Genomic DNA, 13787 nt, shown 5'->3' with positions numbered 1-13787 from the left:
CAGATGATCATTATTATTTATTCCGAAACCAACTCCGGCACGATTGCTTCCAATCTCGGCTTGCCTGAATACAGCTATTATTTTGTCCTGAAAGAATTCCGCCCGGTGCTGGAACAGCTCGGCATTGTCGTGACCGTCACCGATCCGGCGCGCGAAGTAGACGATATTTACCGCAGCGCTGCCGCGCATGGTGAATCCTGCGTGTTCCTGTCATTCTCGCCGCCGCATAAAACGGTAGTCGGACTGGCCTGTCCGACCATTCCGGTGTTCGCATGGGAATTCAGCACGCTGCCGAACGAGGTCTGGTTCGGCGAGCCGCGCCATGATTGGCGCTATGTGTTCGACAAAGTGGGCAGCGCCATCACGCATTCGGTATTCACTGCGGATTCGGTGCGGCGGGCAATGACGCCAGAGTTTCCGGTGGCATCCATACCGGCGCCGGTATGGGACCGCTTTTCCACGTTGCGCGAAAAACTGTCGATCGCAAATTACCCGGACGGCGTCGATCTGCAGGTTGAAGGCACTGTCATCGATAGCCGTACGGTCGATCTGTCTCCCTACAGCGTGCCGCAGCGGCGCTTTCCCAAGCCGAACCTGGTGCGGCCACCGGCGCTGGCCCGGCGTGAGCCGGCCAAGGTGCATATCGACGGCGTGGTGTATACCTCCGTCTTTAATCCGTATGATGGCCGCAAGAACTGGTACGACATGATCAGCGCCTTTTGCTGGACGTTCCGTGATACCGCAGACGCCACGCTGGTGTTGAAGCTGACCCACCACGACGTCCGCATAGGCATCGACAATCTGCTGGAAAATGTCTACAAGCTGACGCCGTTCAAGTGCCGCATCTTGCTGATCCATGGCTACCTGAGTGACGCCGACTACGAGAAACTGGTGTCTGCCACCACCTATGTATTAAATACCTCGCATGGTGAAGGACAGTGCCTGCCGCTGATGGAATTCATGTCCTGCGGCAAGCCGGCTATCGCGCCGGTGAATACCGCGATGGCTGACTATATCGATCGCGACAACGCTTTCGTGCTCGATTCCAGCACGGAGCCCAGCCACTGGCCGCACGACCCGCGCCAGGCTTACCGCACCCTGCGCTACCGCATAGACTGGGGCACGTTGCTGACTGCCTACAAGGATAGCTATCGGGTGGCTAAACAAGATCCGCAAAGGTACTGGCAAATGGCGGACCATGCGGTACTGAGCTTGCAGCAGCATTGTTCGCGCGCCGTAGTAAAGCAGCGCCTGGATTCCTTTCTTTCTGACCGCATTGCCAGGCACAGGCTGGACATCGGCAATACAACGGAAAAGGTCATTGCATGATGAAATTTTTTAGCGATTGGCTGCGCCCTCCGAAGGCCAAGGCAGCTGAACCGGAAAATCTGCAAGAAGATCCGCCAGAAGCGCTGCCGGCGCCGGTATCGCCGGAAGGCGTGGTCGATTCGCGCGTCTGCGGCTTTATCGATAACGTGCAAAGCGGCTGGTTTCAGTCGGCAAGCGGCGAGCTGCTGAAAGGTTTTCCGATTGCGCCTGCCGACGTGGTGCTCGATGTCGGCTGTGGCGAGGGCGCGGCGACCTTGTTCGCCGCGCGTTGCGGCGCGCATGTAATTTTTTCGGATACCGATGCGGTTCAGGTGGCGCAGCTATCGGCCAAGGTGGCGAAGAGCCCGGCACGCGGCTATCAAGCGCTGGTTGGAGACACGCAGCCACTGCCGCTGGCGGATGGCAGTGTCAGCCGTATTGTTGCCATGGAAATGCTGGAGCACGTCGACGATCCGGCACAAGTGCTGGCCGAACTGGTGCGCGTCGGCCAGCCGGGGGCGCTGTATTTGCTGACGGTGCCGGACCCGGTCGGCGAGGGGTTGCAGAAACAGTTGGCGCCGCCGTCGCACTTCCAGAAGCCGAACCATATCCATGTGTTCGAGCGTGAAGCGTTTGCCAGACTGGTGACAGATGCCGGCCTGGAAATCGAACATCGGCATGCCTCCGGCTTTTTCTGGTCGATGTGGATGTGCCTTTATCGGGCCGATGAAGCCGGCGCTGGCGGCGCCGGAGAAGCAACGCGCGATAACATCAAGCCGCCGCATTCGCCATTGCTCAATGAATGGGCAAACACCTGGTATCAATTGATTTCACTGCCCGAGGGCGCCAAGATCAAGCAGTTGCTGGACAGCGTCATGCCCAAGAGCCAGGCGATCATCGCCCGCAAGCCAGACCGTCGATAGATTATCGGAGCCGATGGCATATGAATCATCGCATCAAAGACATCGAACTGTTACGCGGAATCGCGGTGCTGTTCGTTTTGTTCGAGCATACGCGCTTCAATCTGTTCGGACAGCCAAGCGAGGTGCTTGCTTTCATCTATACCCATTTCGGCTTCTGGAATGGCGTCGATCTGTTCTTTGCCATTTCCGGCTTTGTGATTGCCCGCGACCTGATCCCGCGCTTGAATCGCAGCGACAGCCGGGAGACTTTTTTCGCGATCGCGGCCAAATTCTGGGTCAGGCGTGCCTGGCGCCTTTGGCCTACCGCATGGCTTTGGCTGGCGCTGCTGCTGGTGGCGACGGTGGCGTTCAAGAAATCGGGGATCTTCAGTTCCCTGCAGGTGAATCTGGAGGGCAGCCTGGCAGGATTGTTGAATTACATGAATTTTCGCGTGATGCTGAAATTCGGCCGCGGTGAGCTTGGGCCCACCACGCCATACTGGAGCCTGTCGCTGGAAGAACAGTTTTATCTCTTGCTGCCGCTGCTGGTGTTCATCTGCCGCCGCTGGCTGTCGCTGGTGCTGATTGTGCTGGTTGTGCTGCAATTCTTTGCTAGCCGCCACCATTCCTTGTTCTTGATGCTGGTGCGCTCCGATGCGCTGTTGCTAGGGGTACTGTTGGCAATCTGGAGCAAGCGCGACAGCTATCGCCGGCTGGAACCGGTGTTTCTGAAAAGCTGGAAATGGGCAGGCTTTATTCCACTCGTGATCCTGGCGGTGTGCCTGGCGAAGATCGGATCGCCGCAATACCAGGAATTCCGCTTTTGGGTCGGAATCGTCGCGCTGATTTCCATTGTGCTGGTGTGGCTTGCATCTTATGACGCGGATTACCTGATGCCTGACAATCCTCTGAAGCACATCTTGCTGTGGGTCGGCAGCCGCTCTTACGCGCTATACCTGACCCATATGCCGGCTTATCTCATGAGCCGGCAGATCTGGTTCTGGATCGCTCCCACCGACACTATTTTTGACCATACTTATAACGTCAGGCTGGCGCTCACGGCGGCGGTTCTGGTAGTGCTGTTCAGCGAACTGAACTACCGATTTATCGAGACCCCTCTGCGCGCACGCGGCAAAAGAATCGCCGACAGGATGGGACAGTCGAGGCTCCAGTTGCAGACATAGATCATAACGATGGAAGCAAAAAACAGTATGCGAGACATGATAAAAAGATTTTTCGGTATCGCCAGGCAGGATGCGCTTGTTCAGGTAATGCCGGTTGCTGAAGCTGCGCTGGTGCCGCTGCCTGCGCCGCCGGTGGCTGCCTACGATTCCTTTCCTGTCGGTTTGAGCGATGCCCTGTCGAGCGGCTGGTATCTGCAGGAAAGCGATGAACTGTACCGCGGTTTTGTCATCAGCGCGGAGGACGTCGTGCTAGACGCCGGTTGCGGCGACGGCGGCAGTTCCTTGTTTTGCGGCCACCGCGGCGCCCATGTCATCGTGGCGGACATCGATCCCGGCAAAGTCGAATTCGCCAAGCAACGCCTGGCGGATACACCCGCGCGGATAGTGCAAGGCCTGGTAGGCGATGCCAATCCTTTGTTGCTGGAAGACGGCATCGCCAGCAAAGTAATCTGCATGGAGGTGCTCGAGCACGTCGACGATCCTGCGCAGTTCCTGGGCGAACTGGTCAGGGTTGGCAAAGCGGGTGCGCATTACCTGTTGTCGGTGCCGGATCCGGTGCAAGAGCACTTGCAAAAGAAGGTGGCGCCGGCGTCGCATTTTGAAAAGCCGAACCACATCCGGATTATCGAGCGCGACCAATTTGAAAAAATGGTGACGGATGCCGGTCTGATCGTCGAACGGCACGAATATTATGCTTTCTATTGGTCTGTCTGGTGGCTGCTTTTTTGGATTTGCAAGGTGGATCTGAGCAATCCTCAACATCCCTTGCTGAACAGCTGGGCAAAAACCTGGAAACTCCTGATGGATAGTCCGAACGGGGAGCCGGTGCGGCAGGCCTTGAACGATTTCATGCCGAAGAGCCAGATCATTGTAGCGCGCAAGCCATGATGGAAACGCGCCATGGCTTTGAGTGATCAACTGCAGGAAAGGAGCGGCTGCATATGAAGCGATTATTTATCACCGGGCAGTCAGGCTTTGTCGGCCTTGCCTTTGAGCGTTTGCGCGAACACGCCGTCGCCGCTCGCGGCTGGCAATTGATAACCGCTGAAAGCGCCTATGATCTTCTGGATCCGGCAGCGCTGGACCAGGTGCTGCAGCTAGCGCGGCCGGACGCCGTGATCCATCTTGCGGGCCAGACCTTTATCCCGGAGGCCTTCCGCGATCCGGCGCACACCCTGGACGTCAACCTGAAGGGCACGCTCAACCTGCTGCAGGCATTGCAGCGCAGCGGCTTCAACGGCACTTTTCTCTATGTCAGTTCGGGTGACGTGTACGGCCGCGTCGATCCGGAATTGTTGCCGATCAACGAACAGCAGCCGGCGCGCCCGCAAAATCCTTATGCGGTCAGCAAGGCAGCGGCGGAGCTGCTGTGCTACCAGTGGAGCTGCAACCTGCCGTGGCGCATCATGGTGGCGCGGCCGTTCAATCATATCGGCCCGGGACAGCGCGAAGACTTCGTGATTTCCAGCGTCGCCCGCCAGCTGGCGCGTATCCGCCTGCAGCTGCAGGAGCCGCGGATACTGGTCGGCGACGTCGACGTCAGCCGTGATTTCCTGGATGTGGAAGATGTCATTTCTGCCTATCTGGCCTTGCTCGAAAACGGCCAGAACGGGGAAACCTACAACGTCTGCTCGGGCAAGGAATATCTGATTCGCGACATGATCGCCAGCATGTTGTACCTGACCGAGACTGACGCCGTGATCGAGCAGGACCCTGCGCGTTTGCGGCCGTCCGACTTGCGCCGGGTAAAAGGCAGCAACCAGAAGATCACGCAGGCCACGGCGTGGCAGCCGGCCATTGCCATGCAGCAGACCTTATTGAACGTCCTGGCGGACTGGGATGCCAGGGTAGCGGCGGCGCAAGCGCAGCCGTGACACAAGAATAATCAAAGACAGAATCAACGGAGATACAGGCAATGACAAAGACAGCATTGATTACCGGCGTCACAGGACAAGACGGCGCTTACCTGGCCAGGCTGCTGCTTGGCAAGGGCTACAAGGTATACGGCATGCTGGCAAGACGCAGCAGCGACACCCTGTGGCGCTTGCGCGAACTGGGCATCCTGGAGCAGCTGCATATGATTGATGGCGATTTGGCCGATGCCACTTCCGCCATCCGTGCGGTATGCCAGGCACGTCCCGACGAAATCTATAACCTGGGCGCGCAAAGTTTTGTCGGTACCTCCTGGAACCAGCCGGTGGTGACCGGGATGGTGGATGGCCTGGGCGTCACTCACATGCTGGAAGCGATTCGCCAGTTCTGTCCAGCGGCGCGTTTCTACCAAGCCTCCACCAGCGAAATGTTCGGCCTGATCCAGGCTGAGCACCAGGATGAAAATACGCCGTTTTATCCGCGCAGCCCGTATGGCGTGGCCAAGCTGTACGGTCACTGGATCACGGTCAACTACCGTGAAAGCTTTGGTCTGCATGCCTCCAGCGGTATCTTGTTCAACCATGAATCGCCCTTGCGCGGCATCGAATTCGTTACCCGCAAGGTGACCGACGCGGCGGCGCGCATCAAGCTCGGCAAGCAGCGTGAACTGCGGCTGGGAAATATCGACGCCAAGCGCGACTGGGGATTTGCCGGCGATTACGTGGAAGCGATGTGGCTCATGCTGCAGCAAGAGCAGGCTGAAGATTACGTGATCGCCACCGGCGTCACTACCAGCGTGCGCGAGATGTGCCGGATTGCCTTTACCCATCTCGATCTGAATTACGAAGATCACCTGGTGATCGATCCGCAGCTGTTCCGCCCGGCCGAAGTGGATGTCTTGCTCGGCAATCCAGCCAAGGCGCAGCGCAAGCTGGGCTGGAAACCGAAAACCGGACTGGAACAATTGATACAGCAAATGGTCGACGCCGACATGCGCCGCCTGGTCTCAGCCAAAGAATAAAGGGAGAGCAAGATGCGTACGCCAGAACCCGGTATTCCATTAACAGCAACGGCCGTGATCGTGCCAGTGGTGCTTTCGGGCGGCGCCGGCACGCGCTTGTGGCCGGTTTCGCGGGAAGGGCATCCGAAGCCCTTCATCAAGCTGCCGGACGGCAAGAGCCTGCTGCAGAAAACCTATCAGCGGGTGGCCGAGATCGGCATCCGCGGCGATATCCTGAGCGTCACGAATCGCGACTATTATTTCCAGAGCAAAGACGAATTCATCTCTGCCGACCTGGGGCCGCATCACCGTCCGCATTTCATGCTTGAGCCTGCCGGACGCAATACGGCGCCGGCAATCGCGGCGGCAGCCGTGTCGCTGCGCGCCTTGCATGGCGATAACACCATCATGGTGGTGATGCCGGCGGATCACCTGATCAAGGATGTCGAGTGTTTTTCCGACGCGGTGCGACACGCCATAGAAGTCGCCAAGCAAGGCTACCTGGTGACCTTCGGTGTACGGCCGCTGACGCCGGAAACCGGCTTTGGCTATATCGAGTGCGGCGACCAGATCGATAGCGCTGGTGCTGCGCAGGTCAAACGTTTTATCGAAAAGCCGGATGCCGAGCGCGCCGCCGGCTTCGTCGGCAGCGGCAAGCATCTGTGGAATGCCGGCATTTTCTGCTTTTCTGTGTCGGTCTTTTTAGCCGAACTTGAAAAGCATGCACCCGAGATTCTGGCGGCAGCTACCGCCTGTATCGAAGCCAGCCCGGCCGCTCCTTCTGCCGGCGTCTTGCTGCAAGAACTGGACAGCGCAAGTTTCATGGCGATGCAGGATATTTCGATCGATTATGCCGTGCTGGAACGTTCCGACAAGGTCGCGGTGATACCGGCCGGCTTTGACTGGAACGATATCGGCTCCTGGGGCGCCTTGCGGCAACTGGTGGAGCCTGACGAGCAGGAAAACCGTGTGCTGGGCGAGGCAGTCCTGATCGACAGCAGGAACAATTACATCTATTCCGAGCAGCGCCTGGTGGCGACTGTCGGCGTCAACAATCTGATCGTGGTGGACACCCCCGACGCGCTGCTGATTGCGCATCCCGACCATGTGCAGAACGTAAAGAAAGTGGTACAGCAGCTCAAAAGCAGCGAGCACGATACTTATAAGCTGCATCGTACCGTGTTCCGCCCATGGGGCAGCTATACCTTGCTGGAGCAGGGACCCAACTTCAAGATCAAGCGCATCGTGGTCAAGCAGGGCGCATCGCTATCGCTACAGATGCATCATCACCGCAGCGAGCACTGGGTGGTGGTGCACGGCATGGCCAAGGTGGTCAACGGCGAGCGGGAAATCTATGTCAATACCAACGAATCGACCTACATCCCTGCCGGTACCAGGCATCGCCTGGAAAATCCCGGTTTGCTGGAACTGGTCATGATCGAGGTGCAGAGCGGCGCCTATCTGGGCGAAGACGATATCGTCCGCTTCGACGACAAATACGGCAGGTGCCGATAGTGCTGAAAGTGTTGAAACTGATGCAGAAGACTCGGGCGCAAACCCTCTTGCGTTCGATCTGGCACTACCGCGGCTTCATTGCCGGCAGCGTCAGGCGCGAGTTCCAGTCGCGTTACCGGAATTCGATGCTGGGCGCGGCCTGGATGGTGCTGAATCCCCTGGCCATGATCGTGGTCTATACGGTGATTTTCTCGCAGATCATGCATGCGCGCCTGCCGAACGCCAGCAGCCAGTTCGCCTACGGGATTTACCTGTGCGCCGGCTTGCTGACCTGGGGATTTTTTACCGAGACGGTATCGCGCATGCAGAACGTGTTTCTTGAAAATGGCAACATGATCAAGAAACTCAATTTTCCGCGCATCTGCCTGCCGATCATTACGGTGTTGAACGCGGGCCTGAATTTCGGCATCATCTTCGCTCTGTTCCTTGGTTTTCTGCTGGTTTCCGGCAATTTCCCCGGCTGGGTCTTCTTCGCCATGTTGCCGCTGCTGCTGCTACAAGTGCTGTTTTCGGTGGGGCTTGGCATCGTGCTTGGCGTACTGAACGTTTTTTTTCGCGATATCGGCCAGCTGTTTGGCATCGTGCTGCAGTTCTGGTTCTGGTTCACGCCGATTGTCTATACGGTGTCGACCTTGCCCGCGGGTGTCCAGACCTTGCTCAAATTTAATCCGATGAGCGCCTTGATCATCGCCTACCAGGGAATCTTCATCAGTGCGGCGTGGCCGCATTGGAGCAGCTTGTGGCCGGTTGCTTTGTTGAGCGTAGCCTTGTGCGTCTTCGGGATGCTGCTGTTTCGCAAACACTCCGGTGAAATGGTGGATGAACTCTGATGGGTAACGTGACGGTTAAAGGCCTGGGTAAGGCCTACAAGACATATGGCGGGCGCTGGGCCCGCTTGGCCGAATGGATGTCGCCGTTTTCCAGGCCGCGGCACCAGTTGCATTGGGTTTTGCAAGATATCGATTTCCAGCTGACGGCCGGCGAAGCGGTGGGCATCGTCGGCATCAACGGCGCCGGCAAAAGCACGCTGCTGAAGCTGATTGCCGGCACCACCCAGAGTACGACGGGCACGATCGATATCCAGGGGCGGGTGGCGGCGCTGCTGGAACTCGGCATGGGTTTCCATCCCGATTTTACCGGCAGGCAGAACGCGATCATGGCTGGCCAGCTGCAAGGCTTGCGCGGCGACGAGATCGTCGCGCTGATGCCGGCGATAGAAGCATTTGCCGAAATAGGCGAGTACATCGACCAGCCGGTGCGCACCTACTCAAGCGGCATGCAGATGCGGCTTGCTTTCAGTGTTGCCACGGCCAGCCGTCCGGACGTGCTGATTGTGGATGAAGCACTGTCTGTCGGCGACGCCTATTTCCAGCACAAGAGTTTCGAGCGGATCCGTGCGTTCCGGCGCGCGGGTACTACCTTGCTGATTGTTTCTCATGACCGCTATGCGATCCAGACCATTTGCGATCGCGCCATCCTGCTTAACCGCGGCCGCCTGGAAATGCAGGGTGATCCGGTAGAGGTGATGGATTATTACAATGCCATGCTGGCCGAACGCGAGCAGCAGACCGTACGTCAGGAACGGTTGGAAGATGGCCGCCTGCGCACCATTTCCGGCACCGGCGAAGCCAGTATTGTGTCGGTGAATCTGCTGGATGACGAGGGCAAGCGGCTGGATGTCGTCGAGGTAGGCGCCTACGCTACGCTGGAAGTCCTGGTGGCGATCAATGCCGAAGTGCCGCGCCTGGTGATGGGCTACATGATCAAGGACAAGCTCGGGCAGTCGATTTTCGGCATTAACACGCATCGGCTGGAGATGCCGCAGACCGACTTGCAGCCTGGCGAGAACCTGACGTATCGCTGCCGCTTCCCGGTGAACCTGGGTAAGGGGAGTTATTCGGTCGCCATTTCCTTGTCGCGGCTGGATTCTCATCTTGACACCAACTACGAGTGGCGCGACTACAGCGTGATTTTTCATGTGATCAACACCCAGCATCCGGATTTTGTCGGCTGCGCATTCCTGGATGCTGAGATAGAGGTTGAGCGCTCGGCCGGCAGCATGCGCACGGATGGAGTGACAATATGAGTAGATTGCTGATCGAATGCACCTATGTATTCCATCATCCCGAAATGAATTCGGGGATACAGCGGGTGGTCCGTAACATCGTCAATCGCCTGCCGGCAGTGCAAGACGAAGCAGTGTGCGTTCCCGTCATATTCAAGCACGGAAAAATACTTGAAGTCACGCAGCTGGCGCCCAGTCACAGCGATGCATGGCGCAGCCGCCTGCAGAAAAAGCTGGAAAAAGTGGCGCAGAAGCTGGTGCAGGTACGCAACCGCTACTGGCTGCTTCATTCGCGCCTGCTGCCCTTATGGCCGTGGAAGGCCTCGCATAATGTCAGGCGGGTAACCTACGTGCTGTGCCGCCTGGTCAGTTTTTCGTTCATGCTGCCTCTGTACCTGACCGAAAAGATGCTGGCAAACATTGATATACAGCCGCGCGCTTTGGAAATGACCTGTCGCGACGACGATATCTTGCTGCTGCTCGACTCTTCGTGGCACGCCGATTTTTTCCCGGTCGCGGAAAAATTGCAGCGGCAAGGCGTATCTATCGTATCGGTCATCTACGACCTGATCCCCTTGACCCATCCGCAGTTCTGCGACGGTCCGCTGGTGCAGGTGTTCGACCGCTGGTTTGAATGGATCGCCAATACGGCCGACGGCTTCATCGCTATATCCAGCACCATACGCGACCAGGTGCACAGCGAGGTGACGCGGCGTCTGGGCAGCGAACGGGCCAGCAACCGCTGGTTCGACTTCTTTCATCTGGGTTCCGAGCTTGACCAGGTTGATGCCGCCAAAACAGTGCGTCCCGCGGTGCAAAAATTATTCGCTTCCGGTCTTTCTGTTTACCTCATGGTCAGCACGATAGAGCCGCGCAAGAACCACGCTTATTTGCTGGATGCCTTTGAGCGTTTGTGGGAAGACGGCAGCGACGTCGTCCTGTGTTTTGTCGGGCGCATCGGCTGGAAGAATGAACGCCTGATTGAACGCGTAAAGAAACATCCGCAACTGAAGCGGCGGCTGTACATGTTCAATGATCTTGACGACGTTGAACTGGAATACGCCTACGGCCATGCGAAATCGCTGGTTTTCCCCTCGTTTGTGGAAGGTTTCGGTTTGCCGCTGGTGGAAGCCATGCAGCGCGGCTTGCCGGTGATGGCCAGCGACATTCCTGTTTTCCGGGAGATCGGCGGCGATTTCATCAGTTACTTCGACCTGGATCAGCCGGAATCGTTGGGCCGCCTAATCGCTCAGTTTGAAAGCAGCGGCATGTTTCCGGCATCGCAAAAGATGCAAGACTGGTCCTGGCTTGGTTGGGAAGACTCCGCGCGTCAGCTGGTGCAGCGTGTCCTGCAGCAGGTGAAGCGGAAAAAACATGTCCAACAAAAGCATGTGGCAGGCGGCCTTGATGAAACTGAAAATTGCACTGAATAGCGGAATTCTGCGGGCGCCGCGCACCGGCATCGGCAACTACGTTGCCGAACTGGCGCTGGCCTTGCAGCAGCATTCCGATCTGGAGTTGCAGTATTTTTACGGCACCAGCTGGCGGCCGCAGCTGGCTGGCGCAGCCATGCCGGGATATTCGCGCTGGGCCGGAGCGGCCAAGCGGCTACTGCCGGCTGCCTACCGGATGCGGCGGCTGCTGGAGCAGCGCTGCTTTGACCGCGGCACGCACAGGATCCGTCCGCACGTTTATCACGAACCGACCTTGTGGCCCCTGGATTTTTCCGGACCGACCGTGATGACCGTGCATGACCTGACACATATTCATTATCCGCACACCCAGCCCAGGGATCGTTTGAAGGAGATTGAACGACGCCTGCCGCCGGCCGTGGCGCATGCCAGCCGGATCTTGGTGGATTCCGAGTTTATCGGAGCAGAGCTTAGGCAGCAGTTCAACCTGCCGCTAGAAAAAGTAGTGCTGGCCCCGCTTGCCTGTTCCGCCATCTTCCGGCCGCGCGATGAACCGGAATTGTTGCCTCGCCTGGATGCGATGGGCCTGGCTTACCGTCGTTTCATCCTGTCTGTCGGGACGCTGGAGCCGCGCAAAAACCTGGTGCTGACACTCAAGGCGCATGCACGCTTGTCGCCACAGCTGCGCACACGTTTTCCTTTGCTGATAGTGGGCATGGAAGGTTGGCAGACAGATGAACTGAGCGGAGCGCTGGCGCGGGCGGTGAACGCCGGCCACGTGCGCTTTGCCGGTTATCTGGGCCAGGACGACCTAGCTAGTGTCACGGCCGCCGCCCGGATCATGGTCTTCCCCTCGCTGTATGAGGGATTTGGATTGCCTTTGCTGGAAGCGATGGCCAGCGGCACGCCGGTGATTGCGTCGGATCGTGCCAGCCTGCCGGAAGTTGCCGCCGCGGCCGGTACTTATATCGATCCCCAGGATGATGACGGGCTGGCCGAACAGATGCGTCGGCTGCTGGAGGATGACGCGCTGTGGGCAGAACGGAGAGTCGCCGGCCTGCTACGCGCACAGGCGTTTTCCTGGACAAGGTGCGCGGCGATCACCGCCGGGGTATATCGGCAAGTCGCAAATGGTTAAATAGCGTTTATTTATATTGTTTGATGTTAGAAGATAAGGACTGTCGCTGAGACCGGCAGTCAGCGTCGATAGAAAATAGCTTTCACTTCTTGTCGCAACGGATGATGAAGCGGAATCAAAAGAGGATGCAATGCGAGTTCTTCATTTTTATAAGACCTACCAGTCCGAATCCTATGGCGGCATCGCGCAGACCATATTTCAGTTGTGCAAGTGCTCGTCCGCCAGCGGTGTTGAAAGCGAAGTGCTGACCCTGAGCGAAGCACCGGAGCCGGCCGAACTGATGTACCACGGGCACCTGGTGCACCGGGTCAAGCAGGATCTGCAGATTGCCTCCACCGGCTTTTCCCTGTCGGCGATCAGGCGCTTCGCCCAGCTGGCGGAGGATTTCGACCTGGTGCACTACCATTTTCCCTGGCCGTTCATGGACCTGGCGCATTTCGTCACGCGCATGAACAAGCCGAGCGTGGTCACCTATCATTCCGATATCGTGCGCTACAAAGTGCTGCTGCAGCTGTATCGGCCTTTGATGCATCGTTTCCTGAGCAGCGTCGACGCGATCGTGGCGACCTCGCCGAACTACCTGCAAACCAGTTCGGTGCTGGCGGGTTACAAGGAAAAGACCCAGGTCATTCCGATCGGCCTTGATAAAAGCAGTTATCCGACGCCGTCCGAAGCCGTGATGGAGCAATGGCGGCAGCGCATAGGCGGCCGCTTCTTCCTGTTCGTCGGTGCTATCCGTTACTACAAAGGCTTGCACATCCTGCTGGATGCAGCACACGGCACCGATTATCCGATCGTGATCGTCGGCGCCGGCCCGATCGAAAAGGAGCTCAAGCGGCACGCCGCCGAGCTAGGTTTGAACAATGTGATCTTCCTCGGCATCGTCAACGATGAAGACAAGGTCGCGCTGCTGCGGCAATGCTACGCCCTGGTTTTTCCATCGCACCTGCGCTCGGAAGCTTTTGGCATCTCTTTGCTGGAGGGCGCGATGTATGGCAAGCCGATGATTTCCAGCGAAATCGGCACCGGCACCAGTTATATCAACAACCACGGCGAAACCGGGCTGGTGGTGCCTCCCAGCGATCCCGCTGCTTTCAGGGCCGCGATGCAACAGCTATGGAATAACCCGGACCAGGCGCAGGCCATGGGGGTGCGTGCGCAAGCGCGTTACCAGAAATTGTTTACGGCGCGGGTGATGGGTGAGAGTTATGCCACGCTGTATCGCGATGTGCTGGCGATGCGTGGGGTGACAGAGCAGCAGGTGAGCCTGGGCGCTTGAGTCTGCGGCCGCATCCGTCTTGGCATTTTTGGATTTGTGATAGGATCCTTTGATAGGTAAGCTATTGATTATTTCATTCAAATAGCGTTTAACTATTAAAAACAATAGATTA

Annotated in this window: 12 protein-coding genes; all 12 read left to right on the top strand. The window is 57.9% G+C overall.

Annotation, left to right across the window (positions count from 1 at the left end; all coding sequences use genetic code 11):
• Positions 1 to 3: 3 nt before the first annotated feature.
• The 12 genes from CPter91_RS18370 to CPter91_RS18315 all read left to right on the top strand — a co-directional run bounded on the left by CPter91_RS18370 (position 4) and on the right by CPter91_RS18315 (position 13675).
• Entirely contained in the window at positions 4 to 1329 is a 1326-nt protein-coding gene (locus CPter91_RS18370) for a glycosyltransferase (RefSeq protein ID WP_061942703.1), read from the top strand.
• Positions 1326 to 2231 carry a class I SAM-dependent methyltransferase gene (locus CPter91_RS18365; RefSeq protein ID WP_082792984.1) on the top strand — a complete coding sequence of 302 codons (906 nt, stop codon included), beginning with the start codon at positions 1326 to 1328 and terminating at the stop codon, positions 2229 to 2231. The genes CPter91_RS18370 and CPter91_RS18365 overlap by 4 nt, the downstream gene beginning before the upstream one ends.
• A 20-nt stretch (positions 2232 to 2251) precedes the next feature.
• A complete protein-coding gene (locus CPter91_RS18360; RefSeq protein ID WP_061942701.1) occupies positions 2252 to 3394 on the top strand; it encodes an acyltransferase family protein in 1143 nt (380 codons plus the stop codon).
• Positions 3395 to 3430: 36 nt separating this feature from the next.
• A complete protein-coding gene (locus tag CPter91_RS18355; RefSeq protein WP_236905853.1) occupies positions 3431 to 4282 on the top strand; it encodes a class I SAM-dependent methyltransferase in 852 nt (283 codons plus the stop codon).
• A gap of 53 nt (positions 4283 to 4335) precedes the next feature.
• Positions 4336 to 5268 (top strand): GDP-mannose 4,6-dehydratase, encoded by a 933-nt coding sequence (locus CPter91_RS18350; RefSeq protein ID WP_061942698.1) that lies wholly within the window; start codon positions 4336 to 4338, stop codon positions 5266 to 5268.
• Between the two features lie 41 nt (positions 5269 to 5309).
• Positions 5310 to 6287, top strand: a complete 978-nt coding sequence (locus CPter91_RS18345) for a GDP-mannose 4,6-dehydratase (protein WP_061942696.1) — start codon at positions 5310 to 5312, stop codon at positions 6285 to 6287.
• Between the two features lie 12 nt (positions 6288 to 6299).
• Entirely contained in the window at positions 6300 to 7781 is a 1482-nt protein-coding gene (locus CPter91_RS18340; protein WP_205631613.1) for a mannose-1-phosphate guanylyltransferase/mannose-6-phosphate isomerase, read from the top strand.
• A 20-nt stretch (positions 7782 to 7801) separates the two neighbouring features.
• Positions 7802 to 8611, top strand: coding sequence for an ABC transporter permease (locus CPter91_RS18335; RefSeq protein ID WP_061946392.1), 810 nt, complete (start codon positions 7802 to 7804; stop codon positions 8609 to 8611).
• Positions 8611 to 9867 (top strand): ABC transporter ATP-binding protein, encoded by a 1257-nt coding sequence (locus CPter91_RS18330; protein WP_061942692.1) that lies wholly within the window; start codon positions 8611 to 8613, stop codon positions 9865 to 9867. The genes CPter91_RS18335 and CPter91_RS18330 overlap by 1 nt, the downstream gene beginning before the upstream one ends.
• Positions 9864 to 11279 (top strand): glycosyltransferase family 4 protein, encoded by a 1416-nt coding sequence (locus CPter91_RS18325; RefSeq protein WP_061942688.1) that lies wholly within the window; start codon positions 9864 to 9866, stop codon positions 11277 to 11279. The genes CPter91_RS18330 and CPter91_RS18325 overlap by 4 nt, the downstream gene beginning before the upstream one ends.
• Positions 11221 to 12396, top strand: coding sequence for a glycosyltransferase family 4 protein (locus CPter91_RS18320; RefSeq protein WP_231879958.1), 1176 nt, complete (start codon positions 11221 to 11223; stop codon positions 12394 to 12396). Before CPter91_RS18325 ends, CPter91_RS18320 begins: the two co-directional genes overlap by 59 nt.
• A 130-nt stretch (positions 12397 to 12526) precedes the next feature.
• Positions 12527 to 13675, top strand: coding sequence for a glycosyltransferase family 4 protein (locus tag CPter91_RS18315; protein ID WP_061942686.1), 1149 nt, complete (start codon positions 12527 to 12529; stop codon positions 13673 to 13675).
• The last annotated feature ends 112 nt before the right edge of the window (positions 13676 to 13787 follow it).

This window comes from Collimonas pratensis (assembly GCF_001584185.1).
Taxonomy (GTDB): domain Bacteria; phylum Pseudomonadota; class Gammaproteobacteria; order Burkholderiales; family Burkholderiaceae_D; genus Collimonas; species Collimonas pratensis.
The sequence above is the reverse complement of the archived record's forward strand: the minus strand, read 5'-3'. Positions and strand labels throughout refer to the sequence as shown.